The sequence below is a fragment of the Bacteroidota bacterium genome, assembly GCA_021300195.1.
Lineage (GTDB): Bacteria > Bacteroidota > Bacteroidia > J057 > JAJTIE01 > JAJTIE01.
On sequence record JAJTIE010000018.1, the window covers coordinates 81,372 to 101,565 of the forward strand.

Annotated in this window: 17 protein-coding genes; 6 read left to right on the top strand and 11 right to left on the bottom strand. The window is 55.0% G+C overall.

The window, feature by feature from the left end:
* Positions 1-48 precede the first annotated feature (48 nt).
* Positions 49-894 (top strand): phosphoribosyltransferase family protein, encoded by an 846-nt coding sequence (locus LW884_04625; protein MCE3007621.1) that lies wholly within the window; start codon positions 49-51, stop codon positions 892-894.
* Here LW884_04625 and mnmG read toward each other — a convergent pair.
* The 7 genes from mnmG to nadA form a co-directional block, all read right to left on the bottom strand.
* The gene (gene mnmG / locus LW884_04630; GenBank protein ID MCE3007622.1) at positions 856-2,724 is read right to left on the bottom strand and encodes a tRNA uridine-5-carboxymethylaminomethyl(34) synthesis enzyme MnmG; all 1,869 of its coding nucleotides are present in this window, start codon (positions 2,722-2,724) and stop codon (positions 856-858) included. The genes LW884_04625 and mnmG overlap by 39 nt on opposite strands.
* 92 nt (positions 2,725-2,816) lie before the next feature.
* A complete protein-coding gene (ybeY, locus tag LW884_04635; GenBank protein MCE3007623.1) occupies positions 2,817-3,230 on the bottom strand; it encodes an rRNA maturation RNase YbeY in 414 nt (137 codons plus the stop codon).
* A complete protein-coding gene (locus tag LW884_04640; GenBank protein MCE3007624.1) occupies positions 3,227-3,661 on the bottom strand; it encodes an ATP-binding protein in 435 nt (144 codons plus the stop codon). The genes ybeY and LW884_04640 overlap by 4 nt, the downstream gene beginning before the upstream one ends.
* Positions 3,661-7,026, bottom strand: coding sequence for a hypothetical protein (locus LW884_04645; protein MCE3007625.1), 3,366 nt, complete (start codon positions 7,024-7,026; stop codon positions 3,661-3,663). Before LW884_04645 ends, LW884_04640 begins: the two co-directional genes overlap by 1 nt.
* Before the next feature lie 2 nt (positions 7,027-7,028).
* On the bottom strand, positions 7,029-7,796 hold the full coding sequence (locus tag LW884_04650; protein ID MCE3007626.1) for an exodeoxyribonuclease III: 768 nt from the start codon (positions 7,794-7,796) through the stop codon (positions 7,029-7,031).
* Complete coding sequence (gene thiL, locus LW884_04655; GenBank protein ID MCE3007627.1) at positions 7,797-8,846, bottom strand: thiamine-phosphate kinase; 1,050 nt, start codon at positions 8,844-8,846, stop codon at positions 7,797-7,799.
* Positions 8,847-8,859: 13 nt separating this feature from the next.
* Entirely contained in the window at positions 8,860-9,855 is a 996-nt protein-coding gene (nadA, locus tag LW884_04660) for a quinolinate synthase NadA (GenBank protein MCE3007628.1), read from the bottom strand.
* A 404-nt stretch (positions 9,856-10,259) separates the two neighbouring features.
* On the opposite strand from nadA, the gene dnaG reads away from it, so the two are divergent.
* From dnaG to LW884_04675, 3 genes are all read left to right on the top strand, one after another.
* Positions 10,260-12,176 (top strand): DNA primase, encoded by a 1,917-nt coding sequence (dnaG, locus tag LW884_04665; protein MCE3007629.1) that lies wholly within the window; start codon positions 10,260-10,262, stop codon positions 12,174-12,176.
* A 159-nt stretch (positions 12,177-12,335) separates the two neighbouring features.
* Complete coding sequence (locus LW884_04670) at positions 12,336-12,632, top strand: hypothetical protein (protein ID MCE3007630.1); 297 nt, start codon at positions 12,336-12,338, stop codon at positions 12,630-12,632.
* 127 nt (positions 12,633-12,759) lie between these two features.
* Positions 12,760-13,158 (top strand): hypothetical protein, encoded by a 399-nt coding sequence (locus LW884_04675; GenBank protein ID MCE3007631.1) that lies wholly within the window; start codon positions 12,760-12,762, stop codon positions 13,156-13,158.
* On the opposite strand, the gene LW884_04680 is transcribed toward LW884_04675, so the two are convergent.
* Together LW884_04680 and LW884_04685 are read right to left on the bottom strand one after the other, a co-directional pair.
* Positions 13,155-13,772: a ribonuclease HII gene (locus LW884_04680; GenBank protein MCE3007632.1), complete on the bottom strand. Its 618-nt coding sequence runs from the start codon at positions 13,770-13,772 to the stop codon at positions 13,155-13,157. The genes LW884_04675 and LW884_04680 overlap by 4 nt on opposite strands.
* Before the next feature lie 13 nt (positions 13,773-13,785).
* Complete coding sequence (locus LW884_04685) at positions 13,786-14,646, bottom strand: 3-hydroxyacyl-CoA dehydrogenase NAD-binding domain-containing protein (protein MCE3007633.1); 861 nt, start codon at positions 14,644-14,646, stop codon at positions 13,786-13,788.
* 284 nt (positions 14,647-14,930) lie between these two features.
* On the opposite strand from LW884_04685, the gene LW884_04690 reads away from it, so the two are divergent.
* Positions 14,931-16,226 carry a (Fe-S)-binding protein gene (locus tag LW884_04690; GenBank protein MCE3007634.1) on the top strand — a complete coding sequence of 432 codons (1,296 nt, stop codon included), beginning with the start codon at positions 14,931-14,933 and terminating at the stop codon, positions 16,224-16,226.
* A gap of 33 nt (positions 16,227-16,259) precedes the next feature.
* Entirely contained in the window at positions 16,260-17,039 is a 780-nt protein-coding gene (locus LW884_04695; GenBank protein MCE3007635.1) for a (Fe-S)-binding protein, read from the top strand.
* Positions 17,040-17,126: 87 nt separating this feature from the next.
* On the opposite strand, the gene LW884_04700 is transcribed toward LW884_04695, so the two are convergent.
* Together LW884_04700 and LW884_04705 are read right to left on the bottom strand one after the other, a co-directional pair.
* Complete coding sequence (locus tag LW884_04700; GenBank protein ID MCE3007636.1) at positions 17,127-18,950, bottom strand: tetratricopeptide repeat protein; 1,824 nt, start codon at positions 18,948-18,950, stop codon at positions 17,127-17,129.
* 140 nt (positions 18,951-19,090) lie between these two features.
* Positions 19,091-20,050, bottom strand: a complete 960-nt coding sequence (locus LW884_04705; protein ID MCE3007637.1) for an acetyl-CoA carboxylase carboxyltransferase subunit alpha — start codon at positions 20,048-20,050, stop codon at positions 19,091-19,093.
* Positions 20,051-20,194: the final 144 nt, after the last annotated feature.

The following is a 20,194-nucleotide window of genomic DNA, read 5'->3' on the forward strand; positions in this document are numbered from 1 at the left end:
CAGCAAATTAAGACTTAAGTTTGTACCCAAGGACACGCTATCTACAACATGCAGTTCCTCCGCCAGGCCCGCTATACGCTCGACCAACAAGAATCCCCCTGGGGACAGCCTGACTTTCCTGCGGACCTGTACAGCCGCTATAAGTACGGCCACGCAGAAAGCGCACGCCTGCTTGGAAAAGCCCTGGCCGAAATGGCCATCCAGGAGAACCCAAGCTATGTAGCAAAAGAAGAACTGTGGATCTCCGCCTCTGCCTACAAGGCGGTGCCCACCGCTGCACAGCTCCTGCTCTACACCGTGGTAAATCAGCTGAACAGATGGCGTAAATCACAGAATATCAATCAGTTAAGTGTTTTTTCGCTACACCGAAGAACCATCTTTCCCCAAGACTACGGGGCGCTAGAAGAGGCCGGGAGGCAGGCCATTATGCGAGAAAACCAGCTGTACACAAGCACCAAGCTCTCAGACAAAGCTGTGCTAATCATAGATGACATGCGTGTAACGGGTGCGCATGAGGCATGCGTGGCAAACTTCCTGGAGCAACAGGGAGTGCGGAGCCTGCTCAAGCTATACGTAGCAGAAAGCCAGCTAGCAGACCCCAAACTGGAGGACCAGCTGAACCACAGCTGGATGAACAGCCCCGACCGGTTCGCCCAGCTGATGATGGAAACCAATTGGCTACCAAATGCACGCTGCTGCAAGTATCTACTAACCAAACCCAAACCTGCGGAACTACAAATGCTGCGAAAACTGGGCGGACCAGAAAAATGGCGGATAGTGGTACAGGCTATAGAGGCCGATGGATACGACCGTCTGTCAGATTATGCGCCGCAAGCACATTTCATCAAGGGACTGCTATCGGCCCAGGTGCACCATGAGCACACTAATATCTGAGGGACGTACGCCCGAAATTCTGCTGGCCTGCCCCAGCGTCTCCGGTCGCAGTTGCTTCAGTTTTTGCCTTCCTTCGTTAGACAAAGATCCCACCTGGTCATAGTCCAGCGCCATAGGCAACCGCATATCCTCCAGGCGTAGCATCTTCTCTGCCATAGCCAGCTCCTTATCTACGTATCCTGCATACTTAATCTCTATCTCCGCCTGCTCCAGATGGGCAGGGTCGAATGCCGATAGAGACTCATCCAGCGTAGCACTAAAGGTACGTAGCTGTGCTATTGTCAGTTCTGGTCGCATCAGCAGCTGCTCCGCCCTAAGCTTCTGGCGTATGGGCGATAGATCCTGAGCGGCTAACCAACCGTTTATTTGCTCAGGCTCTATCGATATCTGCCTAAAAAGCTGCTGTACGGCCTGGGTCTGGCTTCGCTTGTCCTGCACACGCTGGTAGCGCGCTTCGCTTGCCAAGCCTAGCCGATAGGATTTTTCTGTGAGGCGGAGGTCTGCGTTGTCCTGTCGCAGGAGAATGCGGTACTCGGCACGGCTGGTAAACATACGGTATGGCTCGCTGGTACTCTTGTGTATCAGGTCGTCTATTAGCACACCGATATAGGCCTCATTTCGGCCAAGGATGAACGGATCCTCGCCGCGTACACGCAGGGCGGCATTAATTCCGGCCATCATTCCCTGGACACCCGCCTCCTCGTAGCCCGTAGTGCCATTGATCTGGCCCGCAAAGTAAAGATTCTGAATCAAGCGCGTTTCCAGGCTGAGCTGCAATTGATGGGGCGGGAAGTAGTCATACTCGATGGCATAGCCTGGGCGAAAGACCTTAGCACGCTCAAAGCCCTCTACCAGATGCAGTGCCTTGAGCTGCACCTCCTCGGGCAGCGAGCTGGAGAAACCATTGAGGTAGACCTCCACCGTATGCCAGCCCTCTGGCTCTACAAAGAGCTGATGACGATCCTTGTCTGCAAACCGAACAATCTTATCCTCGATAGAGGGGCAATAGCGCGGACCCAGCCCCTGAATTCGGCCAGAGAACATAGGGGATGCCTCAAAGCCTTCCTCCAGTACGGCGTGCACCCTGGGATTGGTGTAGGCAATGTAGCAGGGGCGCTGGGTAAGTAGGGGTGGGCTATCCAGGTAAGAGAACTGCCCTGCGGGTTCGTCTCCCTCCTGTACCTCCAGGGCCTCATATCGAATACTACGTCCGTCCACGCGGGGCGGGGTGCCGGTCTTCATGCGGCCACTCTCGAAGCCTAATTCCACCAGCTGCTCGGTGATGCCCCTACTAGCACGCTCGCCACTGCGCCCCCCCGAATACTGGGTGTGACCTACATGGATGATGCCATTCAGAAAGGTACCATTGGTAAGAATGACGGTTTGTGCATACTGCTCGCGCCCCATGGCCGAACGGACGCCGACACATCTGCCATCCTTGACTACAAGGCCGGTAATCATCTCCTGCCAGAAGTCAATGCCAGCTATTCCCTCCAGGGTAAGACGCCAGGCCTCGGCGAAGCGCATGCGGTCGCTCTGTGCCCGGGGGCTCCACATGGCGGGCCCCTTCTTCCGGTTAAGCATGCGAAACTGGATCATAGTTCGATCCGTAATCAGCCCCGAATATCCGCCCAGGGCATCCAGCTCGCGAACAATCTGGCCTTTGGCGATGCCCCCCATGGCCGGATTACAAGACATCTGGGCGATGGTATTCATGTTCATGGTAGCGAGCAGAACCCTGCAGCCCATGTTTGCGGCGGCGGCGGCGGCCTCGCACCCAGCGTGGCCAGCACCCACTACTAGTACATCATATGGTTCCACGTGGAACATGGATTAGGTGAAGAGAAAACATAGAGAACAAAAAGGAAAGGTCTCTTGGAGAAGTACAACTGTGTTCCACGTGGAACACACCATGTGGAAATTTAAAACATTCTTAGTCCCAAGGAAAGGTCCTCTGCAAGCCGCATCTCTCGCTCTTGATCGGAAGTACCGTCGCTCATGCCGCAAATATGCAGCAGGCCGTGCACCAGGACACGATGCAGCTCGTCGATAAAGGGAATAGATAGATCCTGGGCATTATCCTGCACGCGCTCAACGCTTATGTAGATCTCTCCTACAATTGATGCTGAAACAGAGTAGTCGAAGGTAATGATGTCGGTCAAGGTATCATGTCCCAAATGATCCAGGTTCATACGGTGCAGGTATGCATCATCCACAAACACGTACTCCAGGCTCTCCACAGTTCTGCCGTAGCGGGCAGCTACGTTCAGCAGCCAGTCCGTCACCTCTGCCTCCTGCCCCAGCCCGAACGGAAGAATTGAATAAAAAGAAATCATATACTGAACCGGAGCTCCACAATGTTCCCGCTGCCCTTATATAGAATCTCGTCGGCCAAATTCTGCATCACATATACACCCCGTCCATGCTCATCCAGTAGGTTCTCTGGTGCGGTTGGATCCTTAATGCTCTTAAAATCAAATCCTGCACCCTCGTCCTCTACGGCAAAGGAAATCATGTACTCGGTAAGGAAGGAGCAGGTGATCCGGATCTTCTTCGAAGAATCATTTCGATTACCATGCAGGATAGCATTATTCACTGCCTCTGTCACCGTGATAAGGATGTTGCCATAAACATCCTCTCGAAAGTTATATAGCTGGTTTAGCTCCTCTATGAAGTCCTCTACCAGCGAGATTTCCTCAATCCTACTGCTAATGACAAGGTTTCGTTCGGTGGGTTGACTTTTGGTAAAAGCGCTCATCGTGGTCATCATTCTAGTAGATTAAAATACGACTCGATCAACTGCCTATAGGAACGAGTGTACTCATACTTATTCTTGTAATACAATTCCTTTCGAATCCGCTGCTGTAGCTCGTCCTGAGACAATTGCTGAGGAGGCACGCGCTCGTCCTCGAATGCTGTTTTTCCTTCGCGCTGCTCCTCAAACTCTCTTTCTCTAATAGATTTGTCGAAGTCCAACATACGACTTAGTATACGCTGCTGCCGCGCCAAGGTTTCGGACGTTAGCTGCTGCTTCCGCAGGTCCTCCTCTGTTTGCTGCATATCCTCTGCAACCTTTTGCAGGCTACCCAGGCCCTTATCGCCCTGTCCCTCCATCTGCTGCATGAGCTGCTGCATCCTGCGTCTGATCTCCTCTTGCCGCCTGGCCAGCTCGTCCATAGAGCCCTGGCCAGACTGCCGCTGTTGTTCCATCTGCTTATTTAGCTCGCCCTGCATCTTACCCATCTGCTGCATCTGCTGCTGCATCTTGCCCATCCCGCTGGCATTGGGGTTCTTGCACATCTTGCTCTGCTGGCCCTTCATCTGTTGCATCTGCTGCTGCATCTGCTGCAGGGCTTCTGTAAGCATGTTTGCCAGCTCGTTCAGATTCTTCATGATCTCGTGCTGACTGGCAACACCCATGGGGGTTCTCCGCTCGGCAAAAAACGTATTTGCCCGATCGAACTCCTTATCTATCTGGGCCAGTCGCTCGATCACAAAAGCCTTAATCTCAAAAACCCGGCCCGACAAGGCGCGAAGACTGTCGTCTATCATCTGCATGTCATCCGCCAATTTTCGCTGCTCCTGGCTCAACCGAACTAATCCTGCGTCATTCCGGCCCAAGGCCTTTACCTCGTCTCGCAATTCCTCCTGCTCAAAAGAAAGGGTTAGCAGGTTCTCGAGCAAACTCCGCAGGTCGTCATAATTTTCCTGCTGCTGCTCTAGCTCAGCCTGCTGCTGCATGTCATTCAGCTGCTGCTGCATCTGCTGCATTTGCTGCTGGCTCTGCTGCTGCTGTTGGGCACCAGACTTTGGCTTGCCAGACCGTAGCTGCTCCGAAGCATCCTGCTGACTCTGCTGTGCCTCCTTACCCAGCTGTTCCAACTCCTTCATCTCCGTCTCGTCGGGCGTTTGGCTCGTCGCCTTCTTATCCTTCAGCTCCCCCAGCTCCTTGTTTATGCCCTGCATTTCCTTTGTGAGTCCGTCCTGCTCACGGGCAAGAGAATCCAGGCGAGCCTGACGCGAATCTCGGCTCTGCTTGCTCTCCTCCACCGAACGAACCTTATCCTCAAGTAGCTGCTGACGTGCTTCCAGCTCATCCAACCGCTTAATTAGCTCCTCCACCTTCTGAGCTATTTCCAGCTGCTTGAAAAGCTCAAGCGTACGCTCGATGGATTTCTGCAACTCTTCAGCCTCTTGCTTATACGCATCCAATTTATTCTTCAGCTCCTGCTGAGACATCTTGTCCGAATTCTTCTCCAGCTCCTGCATAATCCGCTGCAACGCCTCCGGATCCATTTGCTCCATCAGCTGCTCAAGCTCTTCCAGCTTCTGCAGCGTCTCGGGTGTATAGAGGTTCTGTGACTCTGCATTCTGCCGCTGCTCATTCAGCTTCTTACGATTCTCCTCCAGCTGGCTCAGAATCTGCTGTTGCTGCTGCACCAGTTGGCGTATCTGCTGTCTATCCTCGTATCCCAACTGCTGCTTGCTCAGTATCTTCTCCTGCACCTGCTCCAGCTCGGACTGCAGACGTTGATTACGCTGTATCAGCTCATTGGTAGAAGCATTCCAGTTGGCAGCATCCTTCTCAGCCTCCTCATACAAGCTCTGCACGGATTGATAAGACAACTTAACCAGGCTAGAATTAGCCGACTTAGGCCCCGAAATCTGGTCGTTGTCCCATACAGTCACGTACAGCTCCAGCTCATCCCCCTGCTCTGCACCCAGGGCAAAAAAATCGACCTCCGAACGCAAGGATTGCACAGGGATAGAATTCAATAAGTTGATTTTCAGAGACTTAAAAGAATCTGAAACCTTTGCCGGGTTCTTGCTGGCTACAAAGCGATAGGAAAGACTGGCGCCAGAAAGCCCATAGTCATCGGTAGCATCCGCCAGTACCAGAACAAAGCCGGAACCTGGTAGATCGGTGCCTGTTTCTGGCTGTACCAGCCGGACAGAAGGATAACGATCTGGAGAAACGGTAAGACGATATCCTAGCGTATCCTGATTCTGTATCCCGTCTACGGATTGTAACTGCAGGCTGTAAGCAAGATTGGATAAAACAGTACGCTCGTATAGGTAACCGCCGGCATCGGTCTTCATTACCTGCTCGCGCTTGTCGCCCAGTGCGATGAAGGCCTTATCCACCGGCCCGTTAAAGTCAAATAGCCAACGTACTGTGCTGCCCCTCAGCACATTGAAATCGCCCACATTATCGGGCATTGTCTCTGGTGCCAAGCCTGTATAAGCAGGAGGAAAAACAACAGCTCGGAAACGGCGCAGCTCTGGACGCCGGAGTACACGTGTTTCGTACAACCTGGAGCCATATCCCTCATTACCAATGTAATAGGAAAAATCTCCGTGCATATTTTCGAGCGTATAGTGGTAAGAAGCTACCCGATCTCTCAGCAGTGGATAGGAAATAAAACTCCCCCCCTCTTGCTTTTGGATATAGATAAAAAGATCATCGGGTATCTGCCTGCCCCGTGCCTTAATCCGAATGGTGGCAGATGCACCGTCCATCATTCGCTCCGGGTGGCCAGAAACCAAAATCTCGAATGGCGGAGGCGGAACAAAGTGGGTAGCATAGCGAAAGATGCGGGTAGAGCTCTGGTACAAAACCAGGGGATTGATTACCAAAAATACCGCCAGCACCATGAGTGGAACAGCAAGCAACCGGGCAAAGCGCCAATTGGCCCGGAAGCTGATGGCCCGCGCAAAAGATATATGCTGCATACTGGCCGTGCGCTCCTCAATGGTGGCCCTAAGCAGGCTATACTCCTGTGCACTGGCAGCCTGGCCAAGCTGTAGCAGATTCAAAAGCCTGTCTCGAACCTCGGGAAAATGCTGCCCGATCATCCGTGCAGCAGCTTCCTCATTGAGCGTAGCACCCAGCCGGAAATAGCCTAGAGTCGGCAAAACAACAGAACGAACCAGAACAAAACCCGCCGCCGCAAGCAGCAAAAAGAACAAACTGGTGCGCGCACCCACCCCCATCCACAGCATACTCTCAGCCAGTACCAGGGCCGTGAACAGAGCAAGCACGAGCAGCAGGAGCACAAGCAAGCCCTTAACAATCTTGTTCAGATAGTAGCGGCGCTTGAAGGCAAGTAGTCTATGCTGAATATCCACCATAGTTATGCATCGTCCAAAATCAACTCCAGGGGGCAATGATCGCTCATGTCCACCTCTGCATAAATACGCTGATCGAGCACGCTGGGTGCCAAAGCTGGACTGACAATGTGATAATCTATTCGCCAGCCCTTGTTTCTTGCCTTTGCACCGGCCCTGTAGCTCCACCAGGTGTACAGCTGGGGTGCATCCGTCACCAGGCGCAGGCTGTCTGCCCACCCGTCGGATAGGAAGTCGCTCATCCACTGCCGCTCGTGCGGCAAAAAGCCACTGCTCTTCTTATTCCGAACGGGGTCGTGAATATCCCTTTCCATATGGGCGATATTGTAGTCGCCAGAAATAACCAGCCTGGGGTACTGCTCTAGCAGGCTAGCGGCATAAGGCCTGAAAAACTCGAGAAACCGATCCTTTACTTCCTGTCTGTGGTCTCCGCTAGTTCCGCTGGGCAGGTACAGGTTCAGAACTGCCAGGTCGCCAAAATCTGTTAGCAGGCAGCGTCCTTCAGCATCATAGGCTGCGTGGCCGCAGCCATAGCGCACCTCCTTGGGCCCACGCTTCGTCAGGGTTGCTACCCCACTATAGCCCCGCTTCTCGGCCGGATGGTAGTAAAATTCATAGCCATCCCAAGTATGCTTAAAATCCTGAATGGCATCTTCATCGATCTTGATCTCCTGAAACAGATATACGTCCGCACCCTGCGCCAGCACCCACTCCCGTAGGCCCTTCTTCATAGCGGCTCGCAATCCGTTCAGGTTAAAGGAAATGATGCGCATCTAGGATTGAAAATGATGATAGCCCAAGGGCTTTAGCTCGCTGGCCTCGCCGCCATCGGTTACCAGCATAACGCCGGTCTCCGCTGTCGTCATAAAACCGATGGGGCAAATATGTGGATGATCTTTGATCTGATCGAAGTCTGTAGGAGAAACCGTGAACAAAAGCTCATAATCCTCGCCCCCGTATAGTGCAAAGGTGCCTGGAGCTACCTGCATTTCGTCGGCAGCCTTGCTGGTTTCATAGTCTATGGGTAGCCTGCTCAAAAGCACCCGGGCACCCAGCCCGCTCTCCCGTGCCAGGTGGTTCACCTCACTGGCCAGCCCGTCGCTTACGTCTATCATACTGCTGGGCACCACGCCCCGCTCAGCAAACCAGTCGATATACTTTGCGGTGGAACTCGGCCTCAGCTGCCGCTCCACGATGTAGGAATATCCGGATAGATCGGGCTGCAAATCCGGATTCTGCTGGTGCACCTGTTTCTCTCGCTCCAGTATCTGCAGCCCTGCATAGGCTGCCCCCAGGTCTCCGGTTACGCACAGCACATCATGCACCTGTGCACCCGATCGGTAACTGATTTTATCCCGCTGCTGCCTGCCAAAAACTGTGACGGAAATACCGATACCCGAACGTGTACTGGTTGTGTCGCCCCCCAGCAGTGTTACGCCCGCCTCCCTGCAGGCATATTCTACACCGGTGTAAAAGGCATCCCAAGCCTGGGTGCTCATCCGGTTGCCCACGGCCAGATTTAGCACCAGGCCAAAGGGCCGAGCATTCATGGCATGGATGTCGCTGAAGTTCACCATGCAGGCCTTGTATCCCAGGTGGAGAATGGGACCATAACTGCGGTCGAAATGAACTCCCTCCATCAGCATATCGCTGCTGATCAGTAGGGCATCCGTATCGGAAATGGACACCACGGCGGCATCGTCTCCAATGCCCCGGACTATTTCGGCGGCATCGGCCTGAAAACGTGCCCGAAGCCCGGCTATCAGCCCGAACTCACCAATGGCCGACAAGGGCGTGCCCACTATGTCTCTCTCCTCCAGCATTTTGAACTAACTTCTATAGGCCCAATTCTGCACTCAGGTCTAGCATCCGCCGTATGGGCAGGTAGGCAGCCTCCAGCAGCGAACGATCCATCTCCAGCTCGGGAGCTTCGTACTTCAGGGTAAGGTACACCTTTTCGAGGGTGTTCAGCTTCATGTGTGGACAATTATTGCAGGCACAGGGCTGGTTGCTGGGCGCAGGAATCAGCTGCTTCTCCGGATTCGTTTTCTGCATCTGGTGCAGGATACCTGGCTCTGTGGCCACAATAAACTCCCTGGCTGGCGAAGTCTGCACAAACTTGAGCAGCCCGCTAGTACTGCCTACAAAATCTGCTAGCTGCAGCACCGCCTCCTCGCACTCGGGGTGCGCAATAAGCAAAGCAGCAGGATGCTGCCGCTGCACCTCCACAATCTTGTTTCGGCTGAAAATCTCGTGAACCATGCAGGCACCATCCCACAGCACCAGGGGCCGCTGCGTTACCTTGCTCACAAAAGCGCCCAGATTCTTATCTGGCGCAAAGATCAGCGGCTGACTCTTGGGAAAACTGTTCACAATGCTCACCGCATTGCTACTGGTAACAATCACGTCGCTCATGGCCTTCAGCTCTGCACTGCAGTTTATGTAGCTCACCACCTTGTGCCGGGGATACTGCGCCTTGAAGGCGGCAAAGGCCTCTGCCGGGCAGCTCTCTTCCAGGCTGCAGCCCGCATTCAGGTCGGGTATCAGCACCTTCTTCTGCGGATTCAGGATCTTTGCTGTCTCTGCCATAAAGTGCACCCCTGCAAACAGAATCAGGTCTGCATCGGTTTTGGCAGCCTGCTGGCTCAGCCCCAGGCTGTCGCCCACGTAGTCTGCCACGTCCTGTATATCGGCATCCTGGTAGTAGTGTGCCAGGATGATTGCTCGCTTCTCCCGCTTCAGTTGCTCTATCTCGGCAAACAGATCCAGGAACGGATCTACCTCTGCCTGCACAAAACCAACTCGCTGGGCTTCCTGCTTTACTTTTTCCACCTCTTATTAATTCTTGTTCTTTTTCTATTTAAAAAAACATAGTCATAATGGGGGTGTGAATAGGGGCAAAACCTGTTTGCGCCAAATTTGGATAAATCACAATCCACATTTTGTTCAGACTACTTGACACCCTAAAAGTACGCGAAAAACCCCAGAATCCACCGATTTTGCCCGTGCTTTCCACTTGCCTACCCGGCTTCTTTCGGTTTTCCTCCCCACACTTGTGTATATTTACCTATCCACAGGCAGAACGGTTCCCTGGTGGATGAAGAGAGAAAAAAATAACTTGTCTTTCCCGTGGCTGCAGCAGTAACCAGGCAGGTTTTTTTATTCCCTATTTTTCCCCCTTTCTTCCACACCGGTAGCTACCGTTTTGCACAGCCCTGTTCCTGGCTCCGCCCCCTATGCGCGTACCCGAGCATATAAAAGACCAGATCTATCAAACCGCTGACATACTGGAGGTTATAGGCGACTACGTGCAGCTGAAGAAAAGAGGTACAAACTGGTGGGGCCTGTCTCCCTTCAAGGCCGAACGCACCCCTAGCTTTTCTGTCCATCCGCAAAAGGGTATATTCAAGGATTTTGCTTCGGGCAAAGGCGGTACCCTGGTGGGTTTCCTTATGGAAATGGAGGGCTATACCTATGGCGAGGCGCTTCAGCATCTGGCCCGTAAGTACAACATTCCGCTGGAGACGGAACAGATGCAGGCCGAAGACCCCGATGCACGTGCCAGCATGCGGGCGCTCAACCACTTTGCTGCAGGCTGGTTTCATCAGCAGCTTATCCACAGTGAGGAGGGACGTACCCTTGCCCGCTCCTATTTTCTCGAACGTGGTTTTGGCGAGTCCATTATCCAGGAATTTCAGCTCGGCTATTGCCCTTCCGGCTGGGATCCCTTTACCCAGGCTGCCCTCAAGGCACAGTATCAGGAAAAATTCCTGCTGGATACTGGCCTGAGCCTGCGTAGCGACAAAACGGGCAAGCTGCTGGATCGCTTTCACGACCGGGTAATGTTCCCCATCCTGGAGCCCAATGGTACCGTGGCTGGTTTTGGCGGGCGCATTCTGGGATCGGATAAAAAGACGGCCAAGTACCTGAATAGCCCCGATAGTGCCGTCTATAACAAAAGCAAGCTACTCTATGGCCTGTACCAAGCCCGCAATGCCATCCGTACGGAGCAGCAGGCTATCCTGGTAGAGGGCTATACGGATGTGCTGAGCATGCACCAGGCCGGCCTGAATACGGCTGTAGCCAGCTGTGGCACCAGCCTGGTGGCCGAGCAGGTGCAGCTGCTGGCCCGATACACCAAAACAATCCTGGTGGTGTATGACAGTGATGCGGCAGGCCAGCAGGCTACCCTGCGTGCTATGGAGCTGATCCTCTCTGCCGGCCTTTCTGCCCGGGCGCTGCTGCTGCCCGAGGGGCACGACCCCGATACCTACCTGCTGCAGGAGGGTGCTGCTGCCTTTCGCCGCTATGCCGAGCAGCATACACAGGATGTCGTTTCTTTTTTTCTGGCCCATAACCTGAAGGATCCACGCGACCTGGGCCAAAAAGCACAGGTGGCAGAGGCCCTGCTCACCCTCATTGCCAAAATCCCCGACGAGATCCAGCGGCACCTGTATACCCAAGAGGCGGCCCGCCAGCTGCAGCTGGAGGCTGACCTACTGCTGGGCAAGATGGCACAGCTGTACCGCCAGGACCACCAGCAGCAGCTACGCGCCGCCCACCGAAGTGAACAGAAAGCAGCCGCCAGCGGGCTACAACCGGCGCAGGCACCACTAACAGGCCACTACGAAATGCAGGAGCGCGAACTGCTCCGCCTTTTGCTCAATTACCCCGAGCAAGGCATACAGTATGAAGATGCCCCCACCACCGTATTTGAGCTACTGAGTGAAATGCTGGGCGAGCTGCATTTCCAGCATCCACTGCTGGAGCGCATCCGCCAGCATTTCTTCCTCTACTATCCCCAGCGGCAGGAAAACACCGTACCGGCCATGATAGATGAACTGGGTAGCGAGGCGCAGAGCCTGATAACGCAGCTTGTTACACAAAAGCATACCCTGAGCGAACGCTGGAAGCAGATAGATGTAGACACACCCGCTGCAGACCAGTATCTGGATCGATGTGTAACGGCTGCCCTGGACTACTACCACTACCACCGCTACAAGCAGCTGGAGCAAGAGCTGCTCATTATGATCCGCGAACAGCAGGGGGCCGAGCCAGCCGAAGAAGAAGTGATAAAACTGCTGAAGCGAACGCAAAAGCTGGATAAGCTGTTGAAACCGCTATCTGAGCGCATTGGCACAGTGGTATTTTAGGGCTAGAGGCTCAATTACTTGCAAGTGGGTGTATGCCAGGTAGACCACAAAATAAAGTATAGACCCGCTGTCGTTCAGTGTATATATAGTGGTAAAAAGCTCCACCTATTCTACCCCGCGGGGCAGTGCCACAGAGGTTTAAATACAAATAGCCTAGCCATGACGAGGTATCTGATAGAAATGGATTTTCCGGAGCATAAGTCTACCGACTTTATCCTGCGCATACCCGAGCAGCGAGCCCGCGTAGAGCAGATGATTAAACAGGGAGAAATACAGGACTATATCCTGAATGAAGCCCGCACCAAGCTATGGATTGTGGTGGATGCGGAGAATGAGCCTACTGCGCGTGAAAAAGTAGGGCTACTGCCCCTAACAGCATTCTCCACCTGCCGGGTACACAGTCTGCTCTTCCATCATTCGGCTCAGGCTATGCTTCCACCGGTTATGCTCAATTAGGCTTCTGCCTTCCAATGCCCTCTATAATGGCCCCGGTTGGGCTATCTTTGTAACACTCATACTCTTGGAATACATGAATAGCGTGAAGACAATACTCCATTCGTTCTGCGGAAGATTTCTCCTGTCGTTGTTTTTCCTTGCCCTGGCTCTGCCCGCAGCCGCGCAAGATTATTCGGATGAAGATCTGGGCTTTGACGGAGGTGAAGCCACAGAGGTGCCCGCCCGAGACGAGGTGGAAGTTAGGGTGAACGGAAAGCCCTACCAGCTGCAACAGGAGATGGTATTTGAGCGCGAGCAGAAGATGGATCTGGCTGTATCCTACCTGAAACCCTGGAGCAAGGTACACATAGAGGTGCGCAAGGCTGGCAGTGTACTGGCACGCCAGAGCTATGATGCTAATCAGGCAGGCCAACTGCAGCTGGAAGTAACCAGCGGCAGCCAAAAGGTGGGCGGCACCGTAGAGATCCGCTACATCACCAGTTCGGGCCGGGCTATTACCCGCACGTTTCGCATACTGGTGCGCTAGCCCTTCTCCTGCCTGGTTCCGAATAGGCCAGGTGCAGGGATGCAAGCAAAGCTGCGCCTGTGCCAGGGGCTAAGCCCCACCCGCTGCAAGGCTTCTCTGTGCGCTCGGGTAGGGTAGCCCTTGTTCTGCGCCCAGCCATAGGCGGGGTATACAGGGTCCAGTTCCTCCATCAGTTCGTCCCGATAGGTTTTGGCCAGGATGCTGGCAGCAGCAATACTGGCATACTGGCGATCGCCCTTTACTACGCACACATGTGCTAGCCTGTGTGGCCGAAACCGGTTTCCGTCGATCAGCAGCAGGTCTGCCTCTATGCCCAGTGCCTCTATGGCCTCATGCATGGCGCTAAATGCTGCCTGCAAGATGTTTTCCCGGTCTATCTGCTGTACGGAGCACATGCCCAGCCCCCAGCACACGGCCTCGGCCAGGATGCGTTTTCGGGCTTCGTTCCGCTGCCTGCTAGTCAGTAGCTTGCTGTCTCGAATCAGTGGATCGGAAAAATCTGCGGGTAAAATAACCGCCGCCGCCACCACAGGCCCGGCCAGTGCGCCACGGCCCGCTTCGTCCACCCCTGCTTCTGTCAGCCCGGGCTGGTAGCAGCTCTTCAGTGCTTCCACTTCCTCGCCACTGTTAGGCTTCGCGGTAGTCGTAAAAACCCTTGCCAGATTTCTGCCCCCAGTGTCCTGCCTCCACCTTTTTCTGCTGCAGTCGGCTGGGCCGGAAGCGCGGAGCCTGGTAAAACTGCTCGTATAGGCTTTCGCTCACACGGTGATTGGTATTTACCCCAATGAGGTCCATCAGCCGGAAGGGACCCATCCGGAACCCTGCATTCTCCAGCAGCTTGTCCACGGTCTCCACCCCACCTATACCCGCTTCCACCAGCTCCAGGCTTTCCAGGTAGTAGTGGCGTGCCACACGGTTTACAATAAAGCCGGGCGTATCCTTCACCACTGCGGGTGTTTTGCCCCAGCTGCGGCACAGCTGTATGATCTGCGCCACCACGCCCGGATCTGTGGCCTCGGCAGCTATCACCTCCACCAGCTGCATCAGCGGTGCAGGGTTGAAAAAGTGCATGCCCACTACCCGCTCGGGCCGCTGCAGTCCGCCGGCAATCTGTGTTACCGGTATGCTGCTGGTGTTGGTGGCAAAGATGCTGTCGGCAGCGTTCTGCGCTTCCAGCTGTCGGAATAGATCCTGCTTGTACTCCAGCTTTTCGGGTATGGCCTCTATCATTAACGGGCCCACCAGTTCGTGCACATGCACCGTGTATTCTATGCGATTCAATAGATCCAGCCGCTGCGCAGCGGTCATTTTGCCCCGTTCCACCCCCTTTTGCGTAAAGTCCTCTATTTTCTCCTGGGCATTGGCCAGCACCTGTTCATTTACGTCGTACACCAGCACCTCGGCACCTGCCGTGGCAGCCACCAGGGCTATACCCTGACCCATGATGCCTCCGCCTGCTATCCCTACTTTTGTCCCAATCTTGCTCATCCTGCCAAAATACAGGATATGCGGTAAAGCAGCCCGGCCTAGCCCTCAAAAAGCAAAAAAAGAGGTGGGTAGCTCAGGCTTTATGCTCCTCTTTGCCCATCTTTTGCGTCAGGATAGTCTTGCCGCTTTTGATGGCCGCCCAGCCAGCCTGTGGCCATCCAGGCTCCAGATAAGCAGATTTTGGGCTCGAGCCAGTGCATCCTGCCACATCCGGAAGCCCAGTTTGTGGCTTTTCGCACAGGGGAGGCAAATTTCTTATCTTGCGACAAGCTTAATCTCGGACCATGCAATACATTGAACAGCTCGCATTTGCCCTGCTGCTGGTGCTCAGCCTCGGTTTTTTTGCCCGCACATTCTACAAAATCATCCGAAACATTGGCCTGGGCCGAAGTGAGCCCATGGATCGTAGTCTGGGCACCATGCTGCGTGTGGCCCTGGGCCAGCAGAAGATGGTGGTACGCCCCATACCCGCCGCCCTACACCTGTGTGTGTACCTGGGTTTTCTGATCATCAACATCGAGATTGTCGAGATCATCCTGGATGGCCTGCTGGGTACGCAGCGCATCCTGGGCGGGCTGCTAGGGCCGGTGTACAGCCTGGTTACTGCCGGGGCCGAGGTGTTCTTCCTGCTTGCACTCCTGGCTACGGTTATCTTTCTGCTCCGCCGCAATGTGCTGAAGCTCCGTCGGTTTAGTGGTACTGAAATGAGCAGCTGGCCCCGGCTGGATGCCAATATCATCCTCTGGACAGAGATCGTGCTTATCCTGGCCCTGGTGGTGATGAATGCCAGCTACCAGGCCTATCATCAAAAAGCAGGCGAGGAGCTGTATGGCAGCTATCCCCTTACCCACGTCCTGGTGCCTGCCTTTATGGGTTTTGAGGTCTCCAGCCTGCACCTGATAGAGCGCCTGGCGTGGTGGCTGCACATTGTGGGCATCCTCCTTTTCCTCAACTACATCCCGTGCAGCAAGCACTTCCATATCATGATGGCTTTTCCCAACACCTACTTTACACGCCAGCGGCCCAAGGGATACTTTCCGCTAAACGCGCAGGTGAAGCAGGAGGTGGCCCTGATGCTGGACCCTGGCGCTACAGCCCCCGCCGCCCCAGCGGAACCCCAAACCTTTGGGGCAAAGGACATCTTTGACCTGAGCCGCAAGAACCTGATGGATGCTTACACCTGCACCGAGTGTGGCCGCTGTACCAGCGAGTGCCCAGCCAACCTGACGGGCAAGAAGCTGAGCCCCCGAAAAATAATGATGGATACCCGCGACCGTATGGAGGAGGTGGGTGCCCAGCTGGACAAGCAAAAGAAGTGGCAGGATGACGGAAAAACCCTGCACGACCGAATAAGCGCCGAAGAGCTGTGGGCCTGCACCAGCTGCAATGCCTGTGTACAGGCTTGCCCGGTGAACATCAACCCGCTGGATATTATCCTGAAGATGCGCCAGTACCTGGTGATGGAGCAGAGCCAGGCACCCGAAGCTCTGATGGCTATGTTTACCAACATTGAAAACAACGGAGCACCCTGGCCCATGTCCGCCAGCGACCGCTTTAACTGGGCCCAGACAGGTGCTTAGTCCAACGGAAATCCATAAAAAAACAGGAAAAACATGGAAAAAATAAAGACGATGGCCGAGCTGGCTGCCGAAGGCCGAACCCCCGAAATCCTGTTTTGGGTGGGCTGTGCCGGCAGCTTTGACGACCGGGCACAGCGCGTTACGCGTGCCTTTGTGCAGATACTCCAGCATTTGCAGATCGACTTTGCCGTACTAGGCCCGGAGGAAAGCTGCACTGGCGACCCCGCCAAGCGCGCCGGAAATGAGTTTCTCTTCCAGATGCAGGCCAGCACCAACATACAGGTACTGAATGGCTATGGCATCCACACCATCGTAACCACCTGCCCGCATTGCTTCAACACGCTAAAGAACGAGTACCCCGAACTGGGCGGAAACTACACGGTGCTGCACCACAGCAGCTACCTACAGCAGCTACTGGATGCCGGAAAGCTGCGGGTGCAGGGGGGTGCCTACAAGGGCAAGCGCATAACCTGGCACGACAGCTGCTACCTGGGCCGCGCCAACGACATCTATGATGCGCCACGTAACCTGATAGAAGCCCTGGATGCTGACCTGGTGGAGATGAAGCGCTGCCGTAGCAAGGGCCTGTGCTGCGGTGCCGGGGGTGCCCAGATGTTTAAGGATGCGGAAAAGGGCAACAAGGAGATCAACATAGCGCGTACCGAAGAGGCGATAGAAACCCAGGCAGAGATTATCGCTGTGGGGTGCCCCTTCTGCAGCACCATGATGACCGACGGTACCAAGCATTTTGAGAAACAGGACAGCCTGAAAGTGATGGATCTGGCAGAACTGCTGGCACAGGATCTTTCCTGATTGTCTTTGCTATTCCCTCGCTATTCTCGCATCCGGTTCTATCCCCGCCTTCGGTTTGTGGCCCGGCAGCACCAGCCGCTGGCTCCCCTAGGGATTACCGGGCATGGCCCGTATGCGCTTCCGGGCTTCCACCTTATACAGGCTGGCCGGGTACTGTACCAGCAGGTCTAGGTACAGCTTGCGGGCTGTCTCTGCATCTTTTAGCTGAAACTGATAGAGATCGGCCTTGGTAAACAGGGCTTCATCTGCTCGCACGCTTTGCGGAAATTGCTGTAGCAGTCGGTCCAGATAACGAATAGCCTCCTCCAGCTTGCCCATGTTCAGGTAGATGGAGGATTTCGTAAAGTAGATGTCGTCTTCCAGCGCATGGCCCGGAAAACCCAGTAGTATGCTGTCCAGCAGCTGCAGGGCCGCTGCATCCTGGTGCTGGTAGGCCAGCAGCTCGGCCTGGGCAAACTGCTCCAGCGCAACGGTGCCAGTGTCTAGGCCGGTATTGTCCTGTATGGTCAGGTACAGCCGGATGGCATCGTTGGCAATGTCGTTTTCGGGCCGCTCTTTCAGCACCTTCAGGTAGGCCTGCGCATCGGCAAACCGGCCGGTGAAGTACTGCAGTCGCGCCTGCCTGTACCGTGCCTGTGCGCCCACCTGGTCTTCCTTGAAGTCTTCCAGCACCTTTTTGTATTGGATTTCGGCCTTCAGCCGCTCGCCCTGTAGCAGCAGCACATCGCCCAGCAGCAGCCGTGCAGTCGCTTTATCGCTGGGGGCAATGGGAAGCTGTTCTATCACTGCCAGCTCTTGTAGGGCCACCTCCGGCTCCTGTAGGTAGAAGGCACAGAGCCGTGCCTTTCGGTACAGCAGCTCGCGCATCTGTGGGTTTCGGCCGTAGCGCAGCAGCAGGGCATCGTAGTTCTGCACGGCCTTGCGCAGTGCTGTGGTATCCAGCGGCTTGCTGGCAAAGGCAATCAGCTCCAGGTTTTTGGCCTGCTCGCCCAGTGCTTGCACGTAGTAGGGGTTTTGGCGCTGGGCTGTGGTAATGGTGGCAAAGGCTTCGTTGCTCAGCAGGTACTGCTCGTTCTGCTGCAGGATGACGCCCAATTCATATAGCCGCTTCCCCTGCTCCTGCAGCTGCCTGTCTAGCGCGCGGGCCTGCCGCAGGGCAGCTTCGTAGTGTTCGGTCTGCACATAGAAGTCGTATAGCCATTCGGGCAGCTGCCGGTCCTCGGGCAGTTTGGCCATTCGTTGTATGATTCCGGTCTCTATGTCCTTTTGGTAGGCCGCTGTTTCCGCCATCCCCAGTAGTTGGCTACGCACCATGCTGGCCTGTTCGGGCTGCGCCCGGTAGTAGTCTATAAGGGCCTTGGTGGCCGCCAGGTAGTCATTTTTGTACCGATACACATAGCTTAGCTCCAGTGCAAAGCGGTCTGCCACCCCTGCTGCCCCGCTGGCGGCTACATAGGTGGCTTCGGCGGCTTCGTACTGCTGGTTGGCCAGCAGGTAGCTGCCCAGCATGCGGTACTCGGCCTCGTTTCGGCAGGCAGCTATAGCGTCTTTCATGCGGCTGTCGGCTTCCTGCGTTTTGCCCAGCTGCGCTAGTACCTGGCTTTCCAGTGCCACTACTACGGCTCGGGGGTCCTTGCGCTGGGCCTTGCGCAGGGCTACCAGGGCTTCATCTCCTGCGCCGGTCTTTACGTAGCTGTCTGTCAGCCGCTTCAGCACCTCAAAGTCTAGCGGACTTTTCTTGTGCAGGCGTTCATAGATCGGGATGGCCTTTTCGTACGTTCCGTCCAGGTAGTATGCGTGCGCCAGTTTTTCCTCGGCATCTGCCTGCGCCCGTACGCCGGATACACAGCCCATCTGCAAGAAAAAAACCAGCAGGATAAACCTGGCAACCTGGCTAAGTGGTGATATCATACAGCTAAGAAACGCAAAATCCACCCCGCCAGTTTTGTTTCTCCGGTGTATCTGCCAGCGCGCACCTTTGTTTTTATCGGCTACTGCCTCTTTCCCGTCTTCCTTCTATCTCACAGGCCGTCCTCTTTGTATCCGCGTTTCTACTCGCTGTACACACCCATTTGGGCAAATTTTTCGATGCGCTGGCTCAGTAGTTCTTCTGTGCTTAGCTCGCGCAGCTGCTTTAGTTCTTTGGTGATGCGGTTTTTTAGCGTCTTGTACATGGCCGTTGGGTCTCTGTGCGCACCCCCTAGCGGCTCGGCTATTACGCCATCCACGATGCCGAGGGCCTTATTGTCATTGGCGGTCAGCTTCAGTGCCTCGGCAGCCACCTCCTTGTAGTCCCAGCTGCGCCACAGGATGCTGCTACAGCTCTCCGGGCTTATCACGCTATACCAGGTGTTCTCCAGCATCAGCACACGGTCGCCCACGCCTATGCCCAGCGCGCCCCCACTTGCCCCCTCGCCGATGACAATGCACAGGATGGGTACGCGTAGTACGGCCATTTCCATCAGGTTTTTTGCAATGGCTTCGGCTTGGCCGTATTCCTCGGCATGCAGGCCCGGGTAGGCCCCCGGCGTGTCGATGAGGGTAACGACGGGCAGGCCGAATTTTTCGGCCATCTTCATCAGGCGTAGGGCCTTGCGGTAGCCCTCGGGGTTGGCCATGCCGAAGTTTCGGTACTGTCGGCTCTTGGTGTCTCGGCCCTTCTGGTGTCCAATTATTACCACCCGGTCGGTGCCGATCTTGGCTAGCCCGCCCACGATGGCCTTGTCGTCTCCGCCGCTACGGTCGCCATGCAGTTCTATGAAATTACTCGTTATGGCATAGATGTAGTCCAGCGTGTAGGGCCTATTGGGGTGCCGTGCCAGCTGTACGCGCTGCCAGCCACTCAGGTTGCTGTAGATCTTTTTCTTCAGGTCCGAGATCTTTTTTTCCAAGGCTTCTATGGTTTCGTCCATATTCACCTGGTTCTGCTCTGCCAGCGACTTTACATCCTGCAGCTTCGACTCCAGTTCAGAAATGGGTTGCTCAAAATCCAGTGCGGTTGGTGTAGCCATCTAAACGGGTTTTGTTTTAATGTACGCTCTATCATTCACCGGCCAGGCATATAGTGCCCGGCTATCAGGTAGCCCCAGGCCTTGCAAGGCACCGCCCCCTCCGGCATAAAGGCGAAGCAGAGAAAGGGAACACCTGCACAAGGG

What these genes read in the sequence shown, in the direction of transcription:
- LW884_04625 (MCE3007621.1), top strand. Translation starts at nt 49, where the DNA reads ATGCAGTTCCTCCGCCAGGCCCGCTATACGCTCGACCAACAAGAATCC.
- mnmG (MCE3007622.1), bottom strand. Translation starts at nt 2,724, where the DNA reads ATGTTCCACGTGGAACCATATGATGTACTAGTAGTGGGTGCTGGCCAC.
- ybeY (MCE3007623.1), bottom strand. Translation starts at nt 3,230, where the DNA reads ATGATTTCTTTTTATTCAATTCTTCCGTTCGGGCTGGGGCAGGAGGCA.
- LW884_04640 (MCE3007624.1), bottom strand. Translation starts at nt 3,661, where the DNA reads ATGACCACGATGAGCGCTTTTACCAAAAGTCAACCCACCGAACGAAAC.
- LW884_04645 (MCE3007625.1), bottom strand. Translation starts at nt 7,026, where the DNA reads ATGGTGGATATTCAGCATAGACTACTTGCCTTCAAGCGCCGCTACTAT.
- LW884_04650 (MCE3007626.1), bottom strand. Translation starts at nt 7,796, where the DNA reads ATGCGCATCATTTCCTTTAACCTGAACGGATTGCGAGCCGCTATGAAG.
- thiL (MCE3007627.1), bottom strand. Translation starts at nt 8,846, where the DNA reads ATGCTGGAGGAGAGAGACATAGTGGGCACGCCCTTGTCGGCCATTGGT.
- dnaG (MCE3007629.1), top strand. Translation starts at nt 10,260, where the DNA reads ATGCGCGTACCCGAGCATATAAAAGACCAGATCTATCAAACCGCTGAC.
- LW884_04670 (MCE3007630.1), top strand. Translation starts at nt 12,336, where the DNA reads ATGACGAGGTATCTGATAGAAATGGATTTTCCGGAGCATAAGTCTACC.
- LW884_04685 (MCE3007633.1), bottom strand. Translation starts at nt 14,646, where the DNA reads ATGAGCAAGATTGGGACAAAAGTAGGGATAGCAGGCGGAGGCATCATG.
- LW884_04690 (MCE3007634.1), top strand. Translation starts at nt 14,931, where the DNA reads ATGCAATACATTGAACAGCTCGCATTTGCCCTGCTGCTGGTGCTCAGC.
- LW884_04695 (MCE3007635.1), top strand. Translation starts at nt 16,260, where the DNA reads ATGGAAAAAATAAAGACGATGGCCGAGCTGGCTGCCGAAGGCCGAACC.
- LW884_04700 (MCE3007636.1), bottom strand. Translation starts at nt 18,950, where the DNA reads ATGATATCACCACTTAGCCAGGTTGCCAGGTTTATCCTGCTGGTTTTT.
- LW884_04705 (MCE3007637.1), bottom strand. Translation starts at nt 20,050, where the DNA reads ATGGCTACACCAACCGCACTGGATTTTGAGCAACCCATTTCTGAACTG.